Here is a 16,700-nt window from a genome sequence, read left to right on the forward strand (position 1 = left end):
GACCAACCCCCGCAACCCCGCCCACCCCTCAGCCGATGACGCGGGCGAGCGCGGCCCTGACCTCCTCGGGGTCGAAGGTGCGGTCGGCGAGCAGCGTCTGGAGCAGCAGCCCGTCGATGATCGCCACCAGGGCGCACGCCGTGCCCTCGTCCCGCGTGTGGCGCCCGATCACCTCGCACATCTCGTCCAGCCACGCCCTGGCCACAGGCTGGAGCGCGGGCCTGCGCAGCGCGGCGAGGTACAGCTCGTACTCCAGCCGGATCCGCCCACGCCCGCCCGAGGTGTACTGCTCCAGCAGCCGCGTCAGCGCGTCGGCCAGCGGCACCTCCTTGGACAGCTCCTCGTGCCAGCTCTCGACGGCGCTCTGCGGCTCGCTGGTGACCTGCTCCAGCGCGGCGACCAGCAGATCGTCCAGGCTGGCGAAGTGGTACGTCGTGGAGCCCAGCGGTACGTCGGCCTCGGCCGCGACCACGCGGTGGCTGAGGCCGCCGATCCCCTTCAGCTCGACGACGCGGATCGCGGCGTCGATGATGCGCTGCCGCCGCTCCGGGTCGTAGCGGCGCGGCATCAGTGCGCTCCGCCCAGGTTGAGGACGACGACTCCGGCGATCACCAGCAGCACACCGATGATTTTCGCGGCGGTCACCGGCTCACCGACGAACACCATGCCGATCGCGGCGACGGCCGCCGTGCCCACCCCGGCCCAGATCGCGTAGGCGGTGCCGACCGACATGGTCTTGAGCGTCTGCGCGAGCAGCCCGAAGGCCACGAGGTACCCCAGCGCCGTGATCAGCGAGGGCCACAGCTTGCTGAAGCCGTCGCTGTACTTCATGGCCGTGGTCGCGAGCACCTCGGCGAAGATCGCTCCCGCGAGCGTCACATACATCATGCGTACGAGCGTACACAAGGGTGCGTACGAGCGTACACAAAGGCCGACGCCCCCCTCGCACACGGACACGCGGACACAAAAAGGGCCGTGCCCGTCAGCCTCGCTGACGGGCACGGCCCTGGGCGCCGGATCTCGGATGCCAGATGTCAGATGCCGGAAACAGCACCCGCACCCACACCCGCACCCACGCGGCGGCTCAGCCGCTCAGACGTTGAAGCCCAGCGCCCTGAGCTGCTCACGCCCATCGTCCGTGATCTTGTCAGGGCCCCACGGGGGCATCCAGACCCAGTTGATCTTCAGCTCGTTGACGATGCCCTCGGTCGCCGAGTTCGCCTGGTCCTCGATGACGTCGGTCAGCGGACAGGCTGCCGACGTCAGCGTCATGTCGATCGTGGCCACGTTCGAATCGTCGACGTGAATGCCGTAGATCAGGCCCAGATTGACGACGTCGATGCCCAGTTCCGGGTCGACGACGTCCATCAGCGCCTCGCGGACCTCTTCCTCGCTCGCGGGCTTGGTGGTGGTCTCGGTCATGCCGTCTTCTCCTTCGCCGAGTCCTCGCCCAGTGCCTGGGCCGTGGCGTCCTTCCATGCCATCCAGCTCAGCAGAGCACACTTCACACGCGCCGGATACTTCGAGACACCGGCGAATGCGACGGCGTCCTCCAGCACGTCCTCCATGGCGTCGTCCGGCTCGATCTGGCCCTTCGACTGCATCAACTCCAGGAAGGTCTCCTGGATCCGACGCGCCTCGGACAGCTGCTTGCCGACCAGCAGGTCGTTCAGCACCGAGGCGCTGGCCTGGCTGATGGAGCAGCCCTGGCCCTCGTACGAGACGTCCTGGACGGTGTCGCCGTCGTACCGCACCCGCAGGGTGATCTCGTCACCACAGGTCGGGTTGACGTGGTGCACCTCGGCGTCGCCTTCGCGCAGGCCACGCCCGTGGGGGTGCTTGTAGTGGTCCAGGATCACTTCCTGGTACATCGAATCCAGCTTCACGAGTCAGTCCGTCCCGTCCCGTACATCCGTCCGTCCCGTCGTCTCCAGCCGCCTCAGCCGAAGAAATTCCGTACGTGCTCCAGCCCCTCGGCCAGAGCGTCGACCTCGGCGGGCGTGGAGTACAGATAGAACGACGCTCGCGTGGTCGCGGGAATTCCGTACCGCAGGCAGACGGGCCGTGCGCAGTGGTGGCCGACGCGGACGGCGATGCCCTCCTCGTCGAGGACCTGGCCCACGTCGTGGGGGTGGATGTCGCCCAGCGTGAAGGAGATCACCGCGCCCCGGTCCTCGGCCGTGGTGGGGCCGATGATCCGCAGGTCGGGGACCTCCTTGAGCTTGGCGATGGCGTACTCCGTCAGCGCGTGCTCATGGGCCTGGATCTTGTCCATGCCGATCGCCGAGAGGTAGTCCACGGCGGCGCCGAGACCGACCGCCTGGGCGATCGGGGGCGTGCCCGCCTCGAACTTGTGCGGCGCGGGGGCGTACGTCGAGGCGCTCATCGTGACCGTCTCGATCATCTCGCCGCCGCCGAGGAACGGCGGGAGGTCGTCCAGCAGCTCCTGGCGGCCCCACAGCACGCCGATGCCGGTCGGGCCGCACATCTTGTGCCCGGTGAAGACCACGAAGTCGGCCTGGAGCGCCTGGACGTCCAGCACCATGTGCGGCGCGGCCTGCGAGGCGTCGATGACGACGAGGGCGCCGACCTCCTGGGCGCGCCGGACGATGGCCTCGACCGGGTTGACCGTGCCCATGAGGTTGGAGACGAGGGTGAACGAGACGACCTTGGTCTTCTCGGTGATGATCTCGTCGACCGCCGACAGGTCGAGCCGCCCGTCGTCGGTGAGCCCGAACCACCGCAGCTTCGCGCCCGTGCGCTGCGAGAGCAGCTGCCACGGCACGATGTTGGAGTGGTGCTCCATCTCCGTGATGACGATCTCGGTGTCGTGCTCCACGCGGTAGGGCTCGTCGGCCCAGCCCAGCATGTTCGCCACGAGGTTGAGCGACTCCGAGGCGTTCTTGGTGAAGACCACCTCGTCGCGGCTGGGCGCGTTGATGAACGCGGCGACCTTGTCGCGCGCGCCCTCGTACAGCGCCGTGGCCTCCTCGGCGAGGACGTGCACACCGCGGTGGACGTTGGCGTGATGCCGCTCGTAGTAGTCGTTCAGCGCGTCGAGGACCTGGCGCGGCTTCTGGGAGGAGGCCGCGTTGTCCAGGTACACGATCTTCTTGCCGTCGTGGACCGTGCGGTCCAGGATCGGGAAATCCTTACGGAGCGCCTCTGTGTCGAGAAGGCCCGGCAGGTGTGTCACGCGGCGGCTCCCCCCTTCACGTACTCCTCGTAGCCCTCTTCCTCCAGCTTGTCGGCCAGCTCGGCGCCGCCGGACTCCACGATCCTGCCGTTGGCGAAGACGTGGACGAAGTCGGGCTTGATGTAGCGCAGGATGCGCGTGTAGTGGGTGATCAGCAGGGTGCCGACCTCGCCGCCCTCGCGGACGCGGTTGACGCCCTCGGAGACCACGCGGAGCGCGTCGACGTCGAGGCCGGAGTCGGTCTCGTCGAGGACCGCGATCTTCGGCTTCAGCAGTTCGAGCTGGAGGATCTCGTGGCGCTTCTTCTCACCGCCGGAGAAGCCCTCGTTCACGTTGCGCTCGGCGAACTTGGGGTCGATGGAGAGCCGCTCCATGGCCTCCTTGACCTCCTTCACCCAGGTGCGCAGCTTCGGGGCCTCACCGCGGATGGCGGTGGCGGAGGTCCGCAGGAAGTTGGAGACGGACACACCGGGCACCTCGACCGGGTACTGCATGGCGAGGAAGACACCGGCGCGTGCGCGCTCGTCGACGGACATCTCCAGGACGTCCTCGCCGTCGAGCTTCACCGAGCCGCCGGTGACGGTGTACTTCGGGTGGCCGGCCAGGGAGTAGGCGAGCGTCGACTTGCCGGAGCCGTTCGGACCCATGATCGCGTGCGTCTCGCCCTGCTTCACGGTCAGGTCGACGCCGCGCAGGATCTCGTTCGGGCCGCCCTCGGTTTCGACGGAAACGTGCAGGTCGTTGATCTCAAGCGTTGCCATGGGGACTTCAGGACTCCTGGGTGACGGAGACGAGCACGTCGTCCCCTTCGATCTTTACGGGGTATACGGGGACGGGGCGCGTCGCGGGCGGCCCCGAGGGCTTGCCGCTGCGCAGGTCGAAGCTGGAGCCGTGCAGCCAGCACTCGATCTGGCAGTCCTCCACCTCGCCCTCGGAGAGCGAGACGTTCGCGTGGGAGCAGATGTCGTTGATGGCGAACACCTGCCCCTCCGTACGGACCACGGCCACCGGCACGCCGTCGAGTTCGACACGCTTGGGCGTGTCGTCCTCCAGCTCGCTGAGCGCGGTGGCGCGCACGTAGGACGCGGCACTCATACGGTCGCTTCCAGCTCTGTCTCGATCTTGGCCAGCAGACGCTCCTGGAGGTCCGGCAGGCCGATCTGCTGCACCAGCTCCGCGAAGAAGCCGCGGACGACGAGGCGCCGGGCGTCCTTCTCCGTGATGCCGCGTGCCATCAGGTAGAAGAGCTGCTCGTCGTCGAAGCGGCCCGTGGCCGAGGCGTGGCCCGCGCCGACGATCTCGCCGGTCTCGATCTCCAGGTTGGGGACCGAGTCGACCCGCGCGCCGTCCGTGAGGACGAGGTTGCGGTTCAGCTCGTAGGTGTCGGTGCCCTCGGCCTCCTTGCGGATCAGCACGTCGCCGATCCACACGGCGTGGGCCGCCTCGCCCTGGAGTGCGCCCTTGTAGACCACGTTGCTCCGGCAGTTCGGCGTGTCGTGGTCGACGAAGAGGCGGTGCTCCTGGTGCTGGCCGTTGTCGGTGAAGTACAGGCCGTAGAACTCGGCCTCGCCGCCGGGGCCCGCGTAGTTGACGCGCGGGTGGAGGCGGACGACGTCGCCGCCGAAGGTGACCACCACGGACTTGAACGAGGCGTCCCTGCCGACCAGCGCGTTGTGCTGCGAGCAGTGGACGGCGGTGTCGTCCCAGTCCTGCACGGACACGACGGTGAGCTTGGCGCCGTCGCCGACGTGGAACTCCACGTTGGCGGCGCGCACCGCGTCACCCGTGTGGTCGATGACGACGACGGCCTCGGCGAAGGCGCCGACGTCGAAGACAGTGTGTCCGTAGGAGACGCCGCCCTCGCCGTGCAGGGTGACCCGGACGGGCTCCTCCAGCACGGCCTCCTTGGGCACCGAGACGACCGTGGCCTTCTCGAAGGAGGAGAACGCCTGCGCGGCGACCCGGTCCACGGGCTTGCCGGTGCGGCCGATCCGGGCGTCGTCGCGCGCGACGGTCTCGACCGTCACCGCGTCGGGCGCCGAGATCTCCGCCTTGAGCGAGCCCGACGCCTCGGCCGAGCCGTCGTGCAGCCCCTTGAGCCGCTCCAGCGGAGTGAAGCGCCACTCCTCCTCGCGGCCGTGCGGCACCGGGAAGTCCGCCACGTCGAAGGACGGCGGCGCGCTCATCCGCGTGGCGACGGTGGACTCGGCCGCCACCGCGATCGACCCGGTGGTGTTCGAACCGACCGGAGGGGGTCCCCCCTGAACCGGGGCCTGTCGGAGGTCCTCGGGGGAGTTCTGAGCCTCAGCCATGGCTGTCGTGGTGCTCGCTTTCTGCCTTCTTGTGTTCGCTCGCCTCCGGGGGCTCTGATCCGGTGCCGACGGTCGATCGTGCTCGGTCCCTCGTTCCTCGGGACCTGCGCGCGTTCTCCCTTTCGGCACCGGCGCCCCCTTTGGCTCGCTCACCTGGTTGGAGAGGGGGGTCACCGATGACTCGGTGCGGAGCGGGGCGGCGTCAGCCGACCGCGCCCTCCATCTGGAGCTCGATCAGCCGGTTCAGCTCCAGCGCGTACTCCATGGGCAGCTCCTTCGCGATCGGCTCCACGAAGCCGCGGACGATCATGGCCATGGCCTCGTCCTCGGACAGACCGCGGCTCATCAGGTAGAAGAGCTGGTCGTCGCTGACCTTGGAGACGGTCGCCTCGTGGCCCATCGTCACGTCGTCCTCGCGGACGTCGACGTAGGGGTAGGTGTCCGAGCGCGAGATGGTGTCCACGAGCAGCGCGTCGCACAGCACGTTGGACTTGGAGCCCTCGGCACCCTCGGCGATCTCGATGAGACCGCGGTACGAGGTGCGGCCACCGCCGCGGGCCACCGACTTGGAGACGATGTTGGAGGAGGTGCGGGGCGCCATGTGCACCATCTTCGCGCCCGCGTCCTGGTGCTGCCCCTCGCCCGCGAAGGCGACGGACAGGGTCTCGCCCTTGGCGTGCTCGCCCATGAGGTAGACGGCGGGGTACTTCATGGTGACCTTGGAGCCGAGGTTGCCGTCGACCCACTCCATGGTCGCGCCCTCGTAGGCCACTGCACGCTTGGTGACCAGGTTGTAGACGTTGTTCGACCAGTTCTGGATCGTCGTGTAGCGGCAGCGGCCGCCCTTCTTCACGATGATCTCGACGACGGCGGAGTGCAGCGAGTCCGAGTTGTAGATCGGCGCGGTGCAGCCCTCGACATAGTGCACATAGGCGTTCTCGTCGACGATGATCAGCGTCCGCTCGAACTGGCCCATGTTCTCCGTGTTGATCCGGAAGTAGGCCTGGAGCGGGATGTCCACGTGGACGCCCGGCGGGACGTAGATGAAGGAGCCGCCGGACCACACCGCGGTGTTCAGCGCGGCGAACTTGTTGTCACCGGCGGGGATCACGGTGCCGAAGTGCTCCTGGAACAGCTCCGGGTGCTCGCGCAGCGCCGTGTCGGTGTCCAGGAAGAGGACGCCCTGCGCCTCCAGGTCCTCGCGGATCTGGTGGTAGACGACCTCGGACTCGTACTGCGCGGCGACGCCGGCGACCAGGCGCTGCTTCTCCGCCTCGGGGATGCCGAGCTTGTCGTACGTGTTCTTGATGTCCTCCGGCAGGTCCTCCCAGCTCTGGGCCTGCTTCTCGGTGGACCGTACGAAGTACTTGATGTTGTCGAAGTCGATGCCGGAGAGGTCCGAGCCCCAGTTGGGCATGGGCTTCTTCTCGAACAGCTTCAGGCCCTTCAGCCGGAGCTTCAGCATCCAGTCCGGCTCGTTCTTCTTCCCCGAGATGTCGCGGACGACATCCTCGGAGAGGCCGCGCTTGGCCGTGGCACCGGCCGTGTCGGAGTCGGCCCAGCCGTACTCGTACTTGCCCAGACCCTCGAGCTCGGGGTGGGCAGTCTCCGTAGGAGAGGTCATGCGGGGTTCCTCCCGGCGGTGTTCACAGATGCTGTGGTGGCTTCGGTTGTCTTGCTGGTGGTCCTGGGCGGCTGCGCCTGGGCCTGGGCTGGGGTGTGGGTCTGCGGGATGAAGGTGGTGCACACCCCGTCGCCGTGGGCGATCGTGGCCAGCCGCTGCACGTGGGTGCCGAGCAGGCGGGAGAAGACCTCGGTCTCCGCCTCGCACAGCTGCGGAAACTGCTCGGCAGTGTGGGCCACCGGACAGTGGTGCTGGCAGAGCTGCTCTCCGGCGGAGGCGGGCGCGCTGCGCGCGGTGGCAGCGTACCCGTCCTGCGTGAGGGCCTCGGCGAGCGCCCTGGCGCGGTCCTCGGGCGGGACCTGCTCCAGCGCGCGGTGATACCGCTCCGCCTGGGCGGCGACGCGGGCACGCGCGAACGCGGCCACGGCGGCGTCTCCCAGCTCGCCGCCACCGGCGGTCTGCGCGATCCAGCGCAGCGCGTCGGCCGCCAGTTGGTCGTAGTCCTGGTCGAAGGCGTCCCGGCCGCACTCGGTGAGAGCGAAGACCTTGGCGGGGCGGCCTCGGCCGCGCGAGCCGTAGACCCGCTTCTCGCGGGGTTCGACCACTCCCTCGGCGGCCAGCGCGTCGAGGTGGCGGCGTACGGCCGCCTGGGTGAGTTCGAGTCGCAGTGCCAGCTCGGCGGCGGTTGACGGTCCGTTGTCGAGAATGGAGCGCGCGACCCTGTTCCTCGTACCGTGCTGTTCATCGAGGGGCGCGGGCACGGGCTGCCCGCCGGGGGCCGTCGCGGCCTCCGGGAGCGTCTCGTGTGCGTCACCCTTCTTTTTCACAACGCCATTGTTGCGTAATTCCCCGGAAGGCGGCAAGCGGGGCCATGACCTGCCGCAATGGGGTGCATCACGTAAGGCCACCCTTACCGGCGGGCGCTCCACGAGCTTCGCACCGCCCCACGAACCAGGCACTGACCTGGGCTCCCTAGACTTCCCCGTATGCGAACTGGAGCGGCTGTCGAGGTCGCGGGGCTGGTGAAGCGGTACGGCGCGAAGACCGCGGTGGACGGTCTTGACCTGTCCGTCGGAGAGGGCACCGTCACCGCGATCCTCGGCCCCAACGGCGCGGGCAAGACGACCACGGTCGAGACCTGCGAAGGCTACCGGCGGCCCGACGGCGGCACCGTGCGCGTCCTGGGGCTCGACCCCGTCGCGCAGAGCGGCCTGCTGCGCCCCCGCGTCGGCGTGATGCTCCAGAGCGGAGGCGTCTACTCCGGGGCCCGCGCGCACGAGATGCTGCGCCACGTGGCGGGCCTCCACGCGCACCCCCTGGACGTGAACGTGCTGATCGAGCGGCTCGGCCTCGGAGGCTGCGGCCGTACGGTCTACCGGCGGCTCTCCGGCGGACAGCAGCAGCGGCTCTCGCTGGCCATGGCCGTCGTCGGCCGCCCCGAGCTGGTCTTCCTCGACGAGCCCACGGCGGGCCTCGACCCCCAGGCGCGCCGCGCCACCTGGGAGCTGGTGCGGGAGCTGCGATCCGACGGCGTCACCGTCGTGCTGACCACCCACTACATGGACGAGGCCGAGGAGCTGGCCGACGACGTGGCCATCGTGGACGCGGGCAAGGTCATCGCCCAGGGCGCCCCCGAGAAGCTGTGCCGGGGCGGGGCCGAGAACACGCTCCGCTTCACCGGGCGCCCCGGACTCGACCTGACCTCGCTGCTCAAGGCCCTGCCCGCCAACACGGCAGCGGCGGAACTGACCCCGGGCGGCTACCGCCTCACCGGCACCGTCGACCCCCAGCTCCTGGCCACGGTGACCTCCTGGTGCGCGCAGAACGGCGTGCTGCCCGACCGCATCTCGGTGGAGCGGCGCACTCTTGAGGACGTCTTCTTGGAGCTGACGGGAAAGGAACTGCGGTCATGACGGGGCACGCCTGTCACGCCCCCGGCCGGGGGTCCGGGGGTTGTCCCCCGGAGAACAGCAGCCTGGAGCTGACGGGAAAGGAACTGCGGTCATGAGCGCCGGAACCTTCACGCCACGGCCCGGCGCCGCGCCGCTGCCCCGCATGATCGCGGCGCAGGCGGCGCTGGAGACCCGGATGCTGCTGCGCAACGGGGAGCAACTGCTGCTCACCGCCGTCATTCCGACCCTGCTGCTGGTGCTCTTCAGCGCCGTCGACATCATCGACGTCCCCGTGGACACGGCAGGCGGCCAGGGCGGGCGCGTCGACTTCTTGGCGCCCGGCATCCTCGCCCTGGCCGTGCTGTCCACGGCCTTCACCGGGCAGGCGATCTCGACGGGCTTCGAGCGGCGCTACGGCGTGCTCAAGCGGCTCGGCGCCTCGCCGCTCCCCCGCTGGGGCCTGATGACGGCGAAGACGTGCGCGGTCCTGGTGATCGAGGTGCTCCAGCTCGTCCTGCTGACCGTGGTCGCCCTCGCGCTGGGCTGGTCGCCGCACGGCAACCCGCTGTCCGTGCTGCTCCTGCTCCTGCTGGGCACGGCCGCCTTCTCGGGGCTCGGGCTGCTGATGGCCGGGACGCTCAAGGCGGAGGCGACGCTCGCCGCCGCCAACCTGGTCTTCATCCTGCTGCTGGTCGCTGGCGGGATCATCGTGCCGCTGGAGAAGTTCCCCGGCGCCGTGCAGGGCGTCCTCCAGTTGCTGCCCGTTTCCGCCCTCTCCGACGGCCTGCGCGACGTGCTCCAGCACGGCTCCGGCACACCGTGGGCCGATCTGGGCGTCCTCGCCGTGTGGGCGGTGCTGGGGCTGGGCGCGGCGGCGCGGTTCTTCAAGTGGGAGTGACTCTCGGAGCGAGCCTCCCTCCAGGGGGTTCGCCTTCTGGGACACCACGCGCGCACCCCTCGTGAAAGCACGCACAAGCACGCCCGTACGATGGGCGCGTGCCGAAATTGCTCGAACTCGTACGTAACCCCGTCGCGTACGTCGCCGCCCGCTGGACCCCGACTCAGCGGACCCTCCAGCGGGCCACGCTGGCCGCCCTCCTCATGAGCGTCTTCATCGTCGTGACCGGCGGTGCCGTGCGGCTGACGGGCTCGGGGCTCGGGTGCGACACCTGGCCCAAGTGCAGCAGTGACAGCCTCGTCGCCACCTCCGAGATGGGGATCCACGGCGCGATCGAGTTCGGCAACCGGATGCTGACGTACGTGCTCAGCGCCGCCGTCGGCTGGGCCATCGTCGCCTCGCGCTCCGCCAAGCCGCAGCGCAGGGGTCTCAGCCGCCTCGCCTGGGGACAATTCTGGCTCGTCGTGGCCAACGGCATCATCGGCGGCATCACGGTGCTGACCGAGCTGAACCCCTGGACCGTCGCGGGCCACTTCATCCTGGCCAGCACGCTGCTCACCGTCACGGCGGTGACCTGGCTCAGGGCGCGGGAAGGCGACGCCGAGCCGCGTCCGCTGGTGGGCAGGCCGGTGAAGCAGCTCGTGATCGGGCTCGCCGTCTTCGCGGGCGCGCTGGTCGTCGTGGGGACGGCCGTCACGGGGTCGGGGCCGCACGCGGGGGACAGCAGCGAGGTCCCGCGCATGCCCTTCGACCCGAAGGTGGTCACGCAGGCGCACGCGGCGCTCGCCTGGATCGTCGTGGCCCTCACACTCGCCGTCTGGTTCGTGCTGCGGGCCGTGGACGCTCCCGCGGGGCCCAAGCGGCGCACGCGCGAGCTGTTCCTCGTCCTGATGGCCCAGGGCGTCATCGGCTACGTGCAGTACTTCACCGACCTGCCCGAACTGCTGGTGGGCATCCACCTGCTGGGCTCGACGCTCGTGTGGATCGCCGTGCTGCGGCTGCTGCTCTCGCTGCGCGAGCGCGGCGAGCCGCTGCCCATGGAGCCCACGGGGGCGACGAGCACGACGAGCACGAAGGGGGCCGGGGTCACCGTTCCCGCGCCCTCGGAGCCCGAGGACGCGCGCCCCGAAGGCCCCGACTCCGGCGATTCCGGTTCCGGTGCGGACCCGGCCTCCGCCCCGGCCCACGGGCCCGCGTCGGATCAGCCCGTGGCCACGTCCGGCCCGTCCGCCTCGTCCAGGCCGTAGACCCGCCGCGCCGTACCGCCCGCCAGTTGACGGGCGATGCGCACCGCGTCCGTACGGGTGCAGAAGCCCTCGCCGACCCACTCCCCCAGCAGCCGCTCCAGCTCCCCAGCGAAGGCGCGCGCCCGCACCACGTACAGCTCGGGCAGCGCGCGGGCCTCGGAGGAGAAGAGCAGCTTTCCGAACGGTGCCTCGTACAGCGTCTCGGCGGGGCGCGGCCCCGCGTCCGCGTACGTGTGCGGGAAGGCGGCGGCCAGCCGCGCCGCCGCACGGTGGTGCGGGCGCCGCGCGAGCAGCACCACCTCGGTACCGAGCCCGGAGCTGGCGCGTAGGAACCCCTCCAGCGGCGCGGGGTCGCCGCAGCGCAGCCGCACAGGGCGCCCCGTGACGAGGGCGCTCCACAGCAGATGCCGCACGAGCGCTGGCTCGGTCCGCAGCGCGTGGTGCGCCGTCCCGCACTCCCCGTCCCACCCCGGCCCCCCGGCACGGGGCAGAGGCACGGCGGCGACGGCGGGCCGCGAGCGGGAGCGGTCCGTGTCACCCGTTCGGCTCCCGTAGGCGCCGTGGCCTCCGTAGTTCCCGTAGTCCGCCAGGCGGGCGTGCGGGCCGTGGCGTCGCGCGCCGTTCTGGCGCTCGGCGCGGGCCCGCAGCCACCGCGTGGCGGCCCGCTGGACCTCGGCCAGCACGGGTGCCCTGGCCTCGTGGAACCCCGCGTCGCAGGTGAAGGCCACCGCCTCGCGGGCCGCGCTGTGCAGGGCCTCGGCGGTGTTGGCGACGAAGGACCGCACGGAGCCCGAGGTGTCGGCGACCTGCGCGGCCAGGGTCTCCAGGCAGACCACCTCGCGTGCCGTGGCACTCGCCGCGGCGGCCAGCTCGTCGGGTGAGGTCAGCCCGTGCCGGTCGGGCGTGGACGCCGGGACCGGGACCGGGGCCGGAACCGGGTCCGGCGGGGTGGCGGTGTCCACGAGGAAGCAGCCGATGCCGCTGCCGCGCAGCAGCGTGCGCCCCGCGGCGAACGCACCCAGCTCCCTGCGCCTGGCCAGATAGCGGGCCGGAGAGCAGTGGGGTTCGAGGCCGAGCAGCGGCGGGCACCAGCGGCGCAGCGCGAAGCCGAGACGGCTGTCGAAGAAGGTGCCGCTGCGGGGCGCGGCGCCGCCTACGGCGGTGGCCAGGTGGGTCTCGAAGGTGCCGAGACCGAGTTCCTCGTGGAGCACGCCGAAGCTGTGCTGGTCGACGAGCGCGTACGGGCCGCCCGCGACGGTGGGGAACAGCCCGGCGGTGGCCTGGGACGTCTCCCACGGTGAAACCGGGAGAGAGCGCGGCCTCCCCCCGGAACCTGCGGTCATCGCGCCTCCTCGTCCCAGTGGGACTAACGGCCGGAGGCGGATTGGGTGGCGGGCGCCCCGCACGGGTGTGTCGTCCGTCTCGCTCAGGTGTGTCGTCCGTCTCGCGCCCGGCGAGGGCGTCGCCAGCCGATATACCCGCCGGTAGCATCGTGTGCATGGCAGACAGCAGCAAGCGGGCGGCCCGGCTCGCCAAGGAGATCACCGCGTTCGCCAAGAGCCACGGCGGCAGCGCCGAGGGACAGATCGCCTATGTGGGGCAGGTCGGCGCCCGCATCGTGCTGGTCGGCTCCGACGGCACCTGGGGCGACCTGATGGCGCCGTCCGTGGAGAGCGCGCGAGAGGCCGCCGAGCGCGCGGACCTCACCCTGCGCGAGACGTTCGACGGCGAGATGGCGGAGAAGGTGCGCACGGGCCCGTACGAGTGGACCCGGATGGCGGGCATCCAGATCGGCGGCCCGTCCAACACCTGACCCGCCCGGCCCGGCGCCCGTACGGCCGTACCGCTCCGCACGCCCCGTACGGCCTTACGGCCCCGTCCCGGCCGAAGAGAAGAGGGCCCGACCGCTCCGGCGGTCGGGCCCTCTCTTGGTGCTGGTGCGTGTGCGCTGCTCGGCGCGAGCGCCGTGGGTGGGCTGGGCTCAGCGCAGGAAGGGGTCGATGGCCACCGCGACGAACAGCAGCGACACATAGGTGATCGACCAGTGGAAGAGCCGCATCTCCTTGAGCTTGGCCCCCGTGGTCCCGGCCTTGGCGCGGGCCTGGAGCGCGTGCGCCTCCCAGAGCCAGAAGCCACCGGCCAGCACGGCGACGGCGGGATAGAACCAGCCGACGTAGCCCAGCGGCCACAGCAGCAGGGACACGCCGACCATGACCCAGCTGTAGACCACGATCTGGCGGGCCACCACGCGGTTGCCCGCGACGACGGGGAGCATCGGGACGCCCACCCGCTCGTAGTCGTCCTTGACCTTCATGGACAGCGGCCAGTAGTGCGGAGGCGTCCAGAAGAACATGACCAGGAAGAGGACGACCGCGGCCCAGCTCACCTCGTTCGTGACCGAGGACCAGCCGATGAGCACCGGCATGCAGCCCGCGATGCCGCCCCAGACGATGTTCTGCGCCGTGCGGCGTTTGAGAATCATCGTGTAGCCGAGGACGTAGATGAGCAGGGCGCCCAGCGACAGGGCGGCGGAGAGCCAGTTGACCAGGAGGCCGAACCAGAGCGTGGAGACGACCGCCAGGGTGAGGCCGAAGACGAGGCCCTCGCGGGGGCTCACGATGCCGGTGACCAGCGGGCGCCGCTCGGTGCGGTGCATCAGCGCGTCGATGTCGCGGTCGATGTACATGTTCAGCGCGTTGGCGCCGCCCGCCGACAGATAGCCGCCCACGCAGGTGACGAGCACCAGCCACAGGTCGGGCACGCCCTGGGCGGCGAGGAACATGACCGGGATGGTCGTGATGAGCAGCAGCTCGATGATCCGTGGCTTGGTGAGCGCGATGAACGCCATCACCCTGGCCCTGAACGGCCAACGGCCGGTGCTGCTGCCGAGCACCCCTGCGGGACGGGATTCGACGGCCGTCACGAACACCCCTGATCGACTCAAGAACTAGCGAGCCCGGACAACGTGAAGGCCGGGTGAAGCTCGCGCGTACCACGCCACTTTAGACGCCCGCCATACGCCGCTCGGCGCGGGGGTCACCCCGTGTTGAGGAGGCGGCCCGGCGCCCTCGCGGGGGTCGGCCGCCCGCCGCGCGCTCCCTCCGGAGGGGGAGGCGCCAGAGCTTCACGGCCAGAGCTTCACGGAGTGTGGCGCGGCGAGGCGCGCGGCGCGTCGCGCGCGCTCTCGACAGGCGAAGGCGGCGGCCTCCCGGCAGCCTGGAGGTGGACACGCGGTGACGCACCGGCCAGGAATACCTCTTGTCCGGTTTTGGTTGCCCGGAGCGTCGGGTGACCACACTGCGAGCACTCGAAAGAGTGCGCACCCCGGCAGGGGTACGCTCGACACCGTCCGGTGAGCACAACACACCGGCCATCGACATGTGGAGAGGAGCCCTGACGCAGGGTGAGCAGCAAGCCGACCACCACAGACCTTGAGTGGACCGAACTTGACCAGCGGGCCGTCGATACCGTCCGAGTCCTGGCCATGGATTCCGTGCAGAAGGTCGGCAACGGCCACCCCGGCACGGCCATGAGCCTCGCACCGGCCGCGTACCTGGTCTTCCAGAAGCTGATGCGGCACGACCCCTCGAACCCCGGCTGGGCGGGGCGCGACCGCTTCGTCCTCTCCGTGGGGCACTCCAGCCTGACGCTCTACATCCAGCTCTACATGACGGGCTACGGCCTGGAGCTGGACGACCTGAAGGCGTTCCGTACGTGGGACAGCCGCACCCCCGGTCACCCCGAGTACGGCCACACCGCGGGCGTCGAGACGACCACGGGCCCGCTGGGCCAGGGCGTCGCCAACGCCGTGGGGATGGCGATGGCCGCGCGCTACGAGCGCGGTCTCTTCGACCCGGACGCCGCTCCCGGCGAGTCCCCCTTCGACCACACCATCTACGTGTTCGCGGGCGACGGCTGTCTCCAGGAGGGCATCTCGGCCGAGGCGTCCTCGCTGGCGGGCCATCAGAAGCTCGGCAACATCGTGATGCTGTGGGACGACAACCACATCTCGATCGAGGGCGACACCGAGACCGCGATCTCGGAGGACACCCTCAAGCGGTACGAGGCGTACGGCTGGCACGTCCAGCGCGTCGACCAGTTGCCGAACGGCGACCTCGACCCCAAGGGGCTCTACGAGGCGATCCAGGCCGCCAAGGCCGAGACCGAGCGCCCGTCCTTCATCGCGGCCCGCTCGATCATCGCGTGGCCCGCGCCGAACGCCCAGAACACCGAGGCCGCGCACGGCTCGGCGCTGGGCGAGGAGGAGGTAGCGGAGACCAAGAAGCTCCTCGGCTTCAACCCCGAGAAGCACTTCCAGGTGGAGGACGAGGTCCTCTCCCACGTCCGCAAGGCCGTGGACCGCGGCCGTGAGGCGCACGCCACCTGGGAGAAGCGGTTCGAGGCGTGGCGTTCCGCCAACAAGGAGCGCGCGGCCGAGTTCGACCGCGTCAGCGCGGGCAAGCTGCCCGACGGCTGGGAGGACCACCTGCCCTCGTTCGAGGCGGGCGGCTCCGAGGCCACCCGTAAGGCGTCCGGCGCGGTGCTCAAGGCGCTGGGCCCGGTGATTCCCGAGCTGTGGGGCGGTTCAGCCGACCTCGCGGGCTCGAACAACACCTCGTTCGACAAGAGCTCGTTCCTGCCGGAGGGCAACCCGCTGCCGGGCGCCGACCCGTACGGGCGCACCGTCCACTTCGGCATCCGCGAGCACGCCATGGGCGCGACGATGAACGGCATCGCGCTGCACGGCAACACCCGCGTCTACGGCGGCACGTTCCTCACCTTCTCGGACTACATGCGTCCGGCGGTGCGGCTGGCCGCGCTGATGAAGGCGCCGGTCACCTACGTGTGGACGCACGACTCCATCGGCCTGGGCGAGGACGGCCCCACGCACCAGCCCGTCGAGCACATGTCGGCGCTGCGTGCCATCCCGGGGCTCAACATGGTCCGTCCGGCGGACGCCAACGAAACGTCGATCGTGTGGGGCGAGATCCTCAAGCGGCACGCCGCCAAGCCGGCGCCGCACGGCCTCGCGCTGACCCGTCAGGGCGTGCCGACGTACGAGGCGAACGCCGACGCGGCCAAGGGCGGCTACGTGCTCTTCGAGGCCGAGGGCGGCGCCCCGCAGGTCGTGCTGATCGGCACCGGCTCCGAGGTTCAGCTCGCGGTCGAGGCGCGCGACGTCCTCCAGGCCGAGGGCGTGCCGACGCGGGTCGTCTCGATGCCGTGCGTCGAGTGGTTCGACGAGCAGGACCAGAGCTACCGGGACAGCGTCATCCCGCCCGCCGTGCGGGCGCGTGTCGCGGTCGAGGCCGCGATCGGTCTGACCTGGCACCGCTTCGTCGGTGACGCGGGCCGCATCGTGTCGCTGGAGCACTACGGCGCCTCCGCCGACTACAAGACGCTCTACCGCGAGTTCGGCATCACCACCGAGGCCGTCGCCCAGGCGGCCCGGGTGTCCCTGGAAGCGGCTGCCCGCTGAGCGGCGCTCACGCCCACAATCCACAAGCCTCAAGCTCCAACACAGCAGGAGA

Annotated in this window: 17 protein-coding genes; 5 read left to right on the plus strand and 12 right to left on the minus strand. The window is 70.5% G+C overall.

Translation table 11 applies throughout. The annotated features are described in order from the left end of the window. Window positions 1–28: 28 nt before the first annotated feature. The 10 genes from ACYVOO_RS12615 to ACYVOO_RS12660 form a co-directional block, all read right to left on the minus strand. A complete protein-coding gene (locus ACYVOO_RS12615) occupies window positions 29–568 on the minus strand; it encodes a TetR/AcrR family transcriptional regulator (RefSeq protein ID WP_461015745.1) in 540 nt (179 codons plus the stop codon). After that, window positions 568–888, minus strand: a complete 321-nt coding sequence (locus ACYVOO_RS12620; protein WP_453345169.1) for a DMT family transporter — start codon at window positions 886–888, stop codon at window positions 568–570. Before ACYVOO_RS12620 ends, ACYVOO_RS12615 begins: the two co-directional genes overlap by 1 nt. A gap of 204 nt (window positions 889–1,092) precedes the next feature. Beyond that, window positions 1,093–1,422, minus strand: coding sequence for a metal-sulfur cluster assembly factor (locus tag ACYVOO_RS12625; protein WP_453345170.1), 330 nt, complete (start codon window positions 1,420–1,422; stop codon window positions 1,093–1,095). Continuing rightward, complete coding sequence (sufU, locus tag ACYVOO_RS12630; RefSeq protein WP_461015746.1) at window positions 1,419–1,886, minus strand: Fe-S cluster assembly sulfur transfer protein SufU; 468 nt, start codon at window positions 1,884–1,886, stop codon at window positions 1,419–1,421. Before sufU ends, ACYVOO_RS12625 begins: the two co-directional genes overlap by 4 nt. A 53-nt stretch (window positions 1,887–1,939) precedes the next feature. After that, window positions 1,940–3,196 carry a cysteine desulfurase gene (locus ACYVOO_RS12635; protein WP_461015747.1) on the minus strand — a complete coding sequence of 419 codons (1,257 nt, stop codon included), beginning with the start codon at window positions 3,194–3,196 and terminating at the stop codon, window positions 1,940–1,942. Beyond that, window positions 3,193–3,957, minus strand: coding sequence for a Fe-S cluster assembly ATPase SufC (gene sufC / locus ACYVOO_RS12640; protein ID WP_453345173.1), 765 nt, complete (start codon window positions 3,955–3,957; stop codon window positions 3,193–3,195). Before sufC ends, ACYVOO_RS12635 begins: the two co-directional genes overlap by 4 nt. Window positions 3,958–3,964: 7 nt before the next feature. Then, window positions 3,965–4,291, minus strand: coding sequence for a non-heme iron oxygenase ferredoxin subunit (locus ACYVOO_RS12645; protein ID WP_453345174.1), 327 nt, complete (start codon window positions 4,289–4,291; stop codon window positions 3,965–3,967). Beyond that, entirely contained in the window at window positions 4,288–5,508 is a 1,221-nt protein-coding gene (sufD, locus tag ACYVOO_RS12650) for a Fe-S cluster assembly protein SufD (RefSeq protein ID WP_461015748.1), read from the minus strand. Before sufD ends, ACYVOO_RS12645 begins: the two co-directional genes overlap by 4 nt. Before the next feature lie 202 nt (window positions 5,509–5,710). Further along, window positions 5,711–7,132 carry a Fe-S cluster assembly protein SufB gene (sufB, locus tag ACYVOO_RS12655; protein WP_461015749.1) on the minus strand — a complete coding sequence of 474 codons (1,422 nt, stop codon included), beginning with the start codon at window positions 7,130–7,132 and terminating at the stop codon, window positions 5,711–5,713. Beyond that, window positions 7,129–7,959 carry a helix-turn-helix transcriptional regulator gene (locus ACYVOO_RS12660; RefSeq protein ID WP_461015750.1) on the minus strand — a complete coding sequence of 277 codons (831 nt, stop codon included), beginning with the start codon at window positions 7,957–7,959 and terminating at the stop codon, window positions 7,129–7,131. The genes sufB and ACYVOO_RS12660 overlap by 4 nt, the downstream gene beginning before the upstream one ends. 159 nt (window positions 7,960–8,118) lie before the next feature. Between ACYVOO_RS12660 and ACYVOO_RS12665 the strand changes: the two genes are divergently transcribed. The 3 genes from ACYVOO_RS12665 (at window position 8,119) to ACYVOO_RS12675 (ending at window position 11,169) form a co-directional block, all read left to right on the plus strand. Beyond that, entirely contained in the window at window positions 8,119–9,045 is a 927-nt protein-coding gene (locus ACYVOO_RS12665) for an ABC transporter ATP-binding protein (RefSeq protein WP_461015751.1), read from the plus strand. A 91-nt stretch (window positions 9,046–9,136) separates the two neighbouring features. Further along, window positions 9,137–9,922 carry an ABC transporter permease gene (locus ACYVOO_RS12670; protein WP_461015752.1) on the plus strand — a complete coding sequence of 262 codons (786 nt, stop codon included), beginning with the start codon at window positions 9,137–9,139 and terminating at the stop codon, window positions 9,920–9,922. A 98-nt stretch (window positions 9,923–10,020) separates the two neighbouring features. Then, a complete protein-coding gene (locus tag ACYVOO_RS12675) occupies window positions 10,021–11,169 on the plus strand; it encodes a COX15/CtaA family protein (RefSeq protein ID WP_461015753.1) in 1,149 nt (382 codons plus the stop codon). Here ACYVOO_RS12675 and ACYVOO_RS12680 read toward each other — a convergent pair. After that, the gene (locus tag ACYVOO_RS12680; protein ID WP_461015754.1) at window positions 11,124–12,512 is read right to left on the minus strand and encodes an amidohydrolase; all 1,389 of its coding nucleotides are present in this window, start codon (window positions 12,510–12,512) and stop codon (window positions 11,124–11,126) included. The two genes, ACYVOO_RS12675 and ACYVOO_RS12680, sit on opposite strands and share 46 nt — an antisense overlap. Before the next feature lie 155 nt (window positions 12,513–12,667). On the opposite strand from ACYVOO_RS12680, the gene ACYVOO_RS12685 reads away from it, so the two are divergent. Beyond that, window positions 12,668–12,982, plus strand: a complete 315-nt coding sequence (locus tag ACYVOO_RS12685; RefSeq protein ID WP_461015755.1) for a hypothetical protein — start codon at window positions 12,668–12,670, stop codon at window positions 12,980–12,982. A gap of 168 nt (window positions 12,983–13,150) precedes the next feature. On the opposite strand, the gene ACYVOO_RS12690 is transcribed toward ACYVOO_RS12685, so the two are convergent. Then, window positions 13,151–14,092 (minus strand): heme o synthase, encoded by a 942-nt coding sequence (locus ACYVOO_RS12690; RefSeq protein WP_461015756.1) that lies wholly within the window; start codon window positions 14,090–14,092, stop codon window positions 13,151–13,153. Between the two features lie 480 nt (window positions 14,093–14,572). Between ACYVOO_RS12690 and tkt the strand changes: the two genes are divergently transcribed. Continuing rightward, window positions 14,573–16,648 carry a transketolase gene (gene tkt, locus ACYVOO_RS12695; protein WP_461015757.1) on the plus strand — a complete coding sequence of 692 codons (2,076 nt, stop codon included), beginning with the start codon at window positions 14,573–14,575 and terminating at the stop codon, window positions 16,646–16,648. Window positions 16,649–16,700 lie beyond the last annotated feature (52 nt).

The organism is Streptomyces daliensis, assembly GCF_054782395.1.

Excerpts from the sequence above, each read along its gene's own strand:
- ACYVOO_RS12615 (WP_461015745.1), bottom strand. The coding sequence starts at position 568 with ATGCCGCGCCGCTACGACCCGGAGCGGCGGCAGCGCATCATCGACGCC.
- ACYVOO_RS12620 (WP_453345169.1), bottom strand. The coding sequence starts at position 888 with ATGATGTATGTGACGCTCGCGGGAGCGATCTTCGCCGAGGTGCTCGCG.
- ACYVOO_RS12625 (WP_453345170.1), bottom strand. The coding sequence starts at position 1,422 with ATGACCGAGACCACCACCAAGCCCGCGAGCGAGGAAGAGGTCCGCGAG.
- sufC (WP_453345173.1), bottom strand. The coding sequence starts at position 3,957 with ATGGCAACGCTTGAGATCAACGACCTGCACGTTTCCGTCGAAACCGAG.
- ACYVOO_RS12645 (WP_453345174.1), bottom strand. The coding sequence starts at position 4,291 with ATGAGTGCCGCGTCCTACGTGCGCGCCACCGCGCTCAGCGAGCTGGAG.
- sufD (WP_461015748.1), bottom strand. The coding sequence starts at position 5,508 with ATGGCTGAGGCTCAGAACTCCCCCGAGGACCTCCGACAGGCCCCGGTT.
- sufB (WP_461015749.1), bottom strand. The coding sequence starts at position 7,132 with ATGACCTCTCCTACGGAGACTGCCCACCCCGAGCTCGAGGGTCTGGGC.
- ACYVOO_RS12665 (WP_461015751.1), top strand. The coding sequence starts at position 8,119 with ATGCGAACTGGAGCGGCTGTCGAGGTCGCGGGGCTGGTGAAGCGGTAC.
- ACYVOO_RS12670 (WP_461015752.1), top strand. The coding sequence starts at position 9,137 with ATGAGCGCCGGAACCTTCACGCCACGGCCCGGCGCCGCGCCGCTGCCC.
- ACYVOO_RS12680 (WP_461015754.1), bottom strand. The coding sequence starts at position 12,512 with ATGACCGCAGGTTCCGGGGGGAGGCCGCGCTCTCTCCCGGTTTCACCG.
- ACYVOO_RS12685 (WP_461015755.1), top strand. The coding sequence starts at position 12,668 with ATGGCAGACAGCAGCAAGCGGGCGGCCCGGCTCGCCAAGGAGATCACC.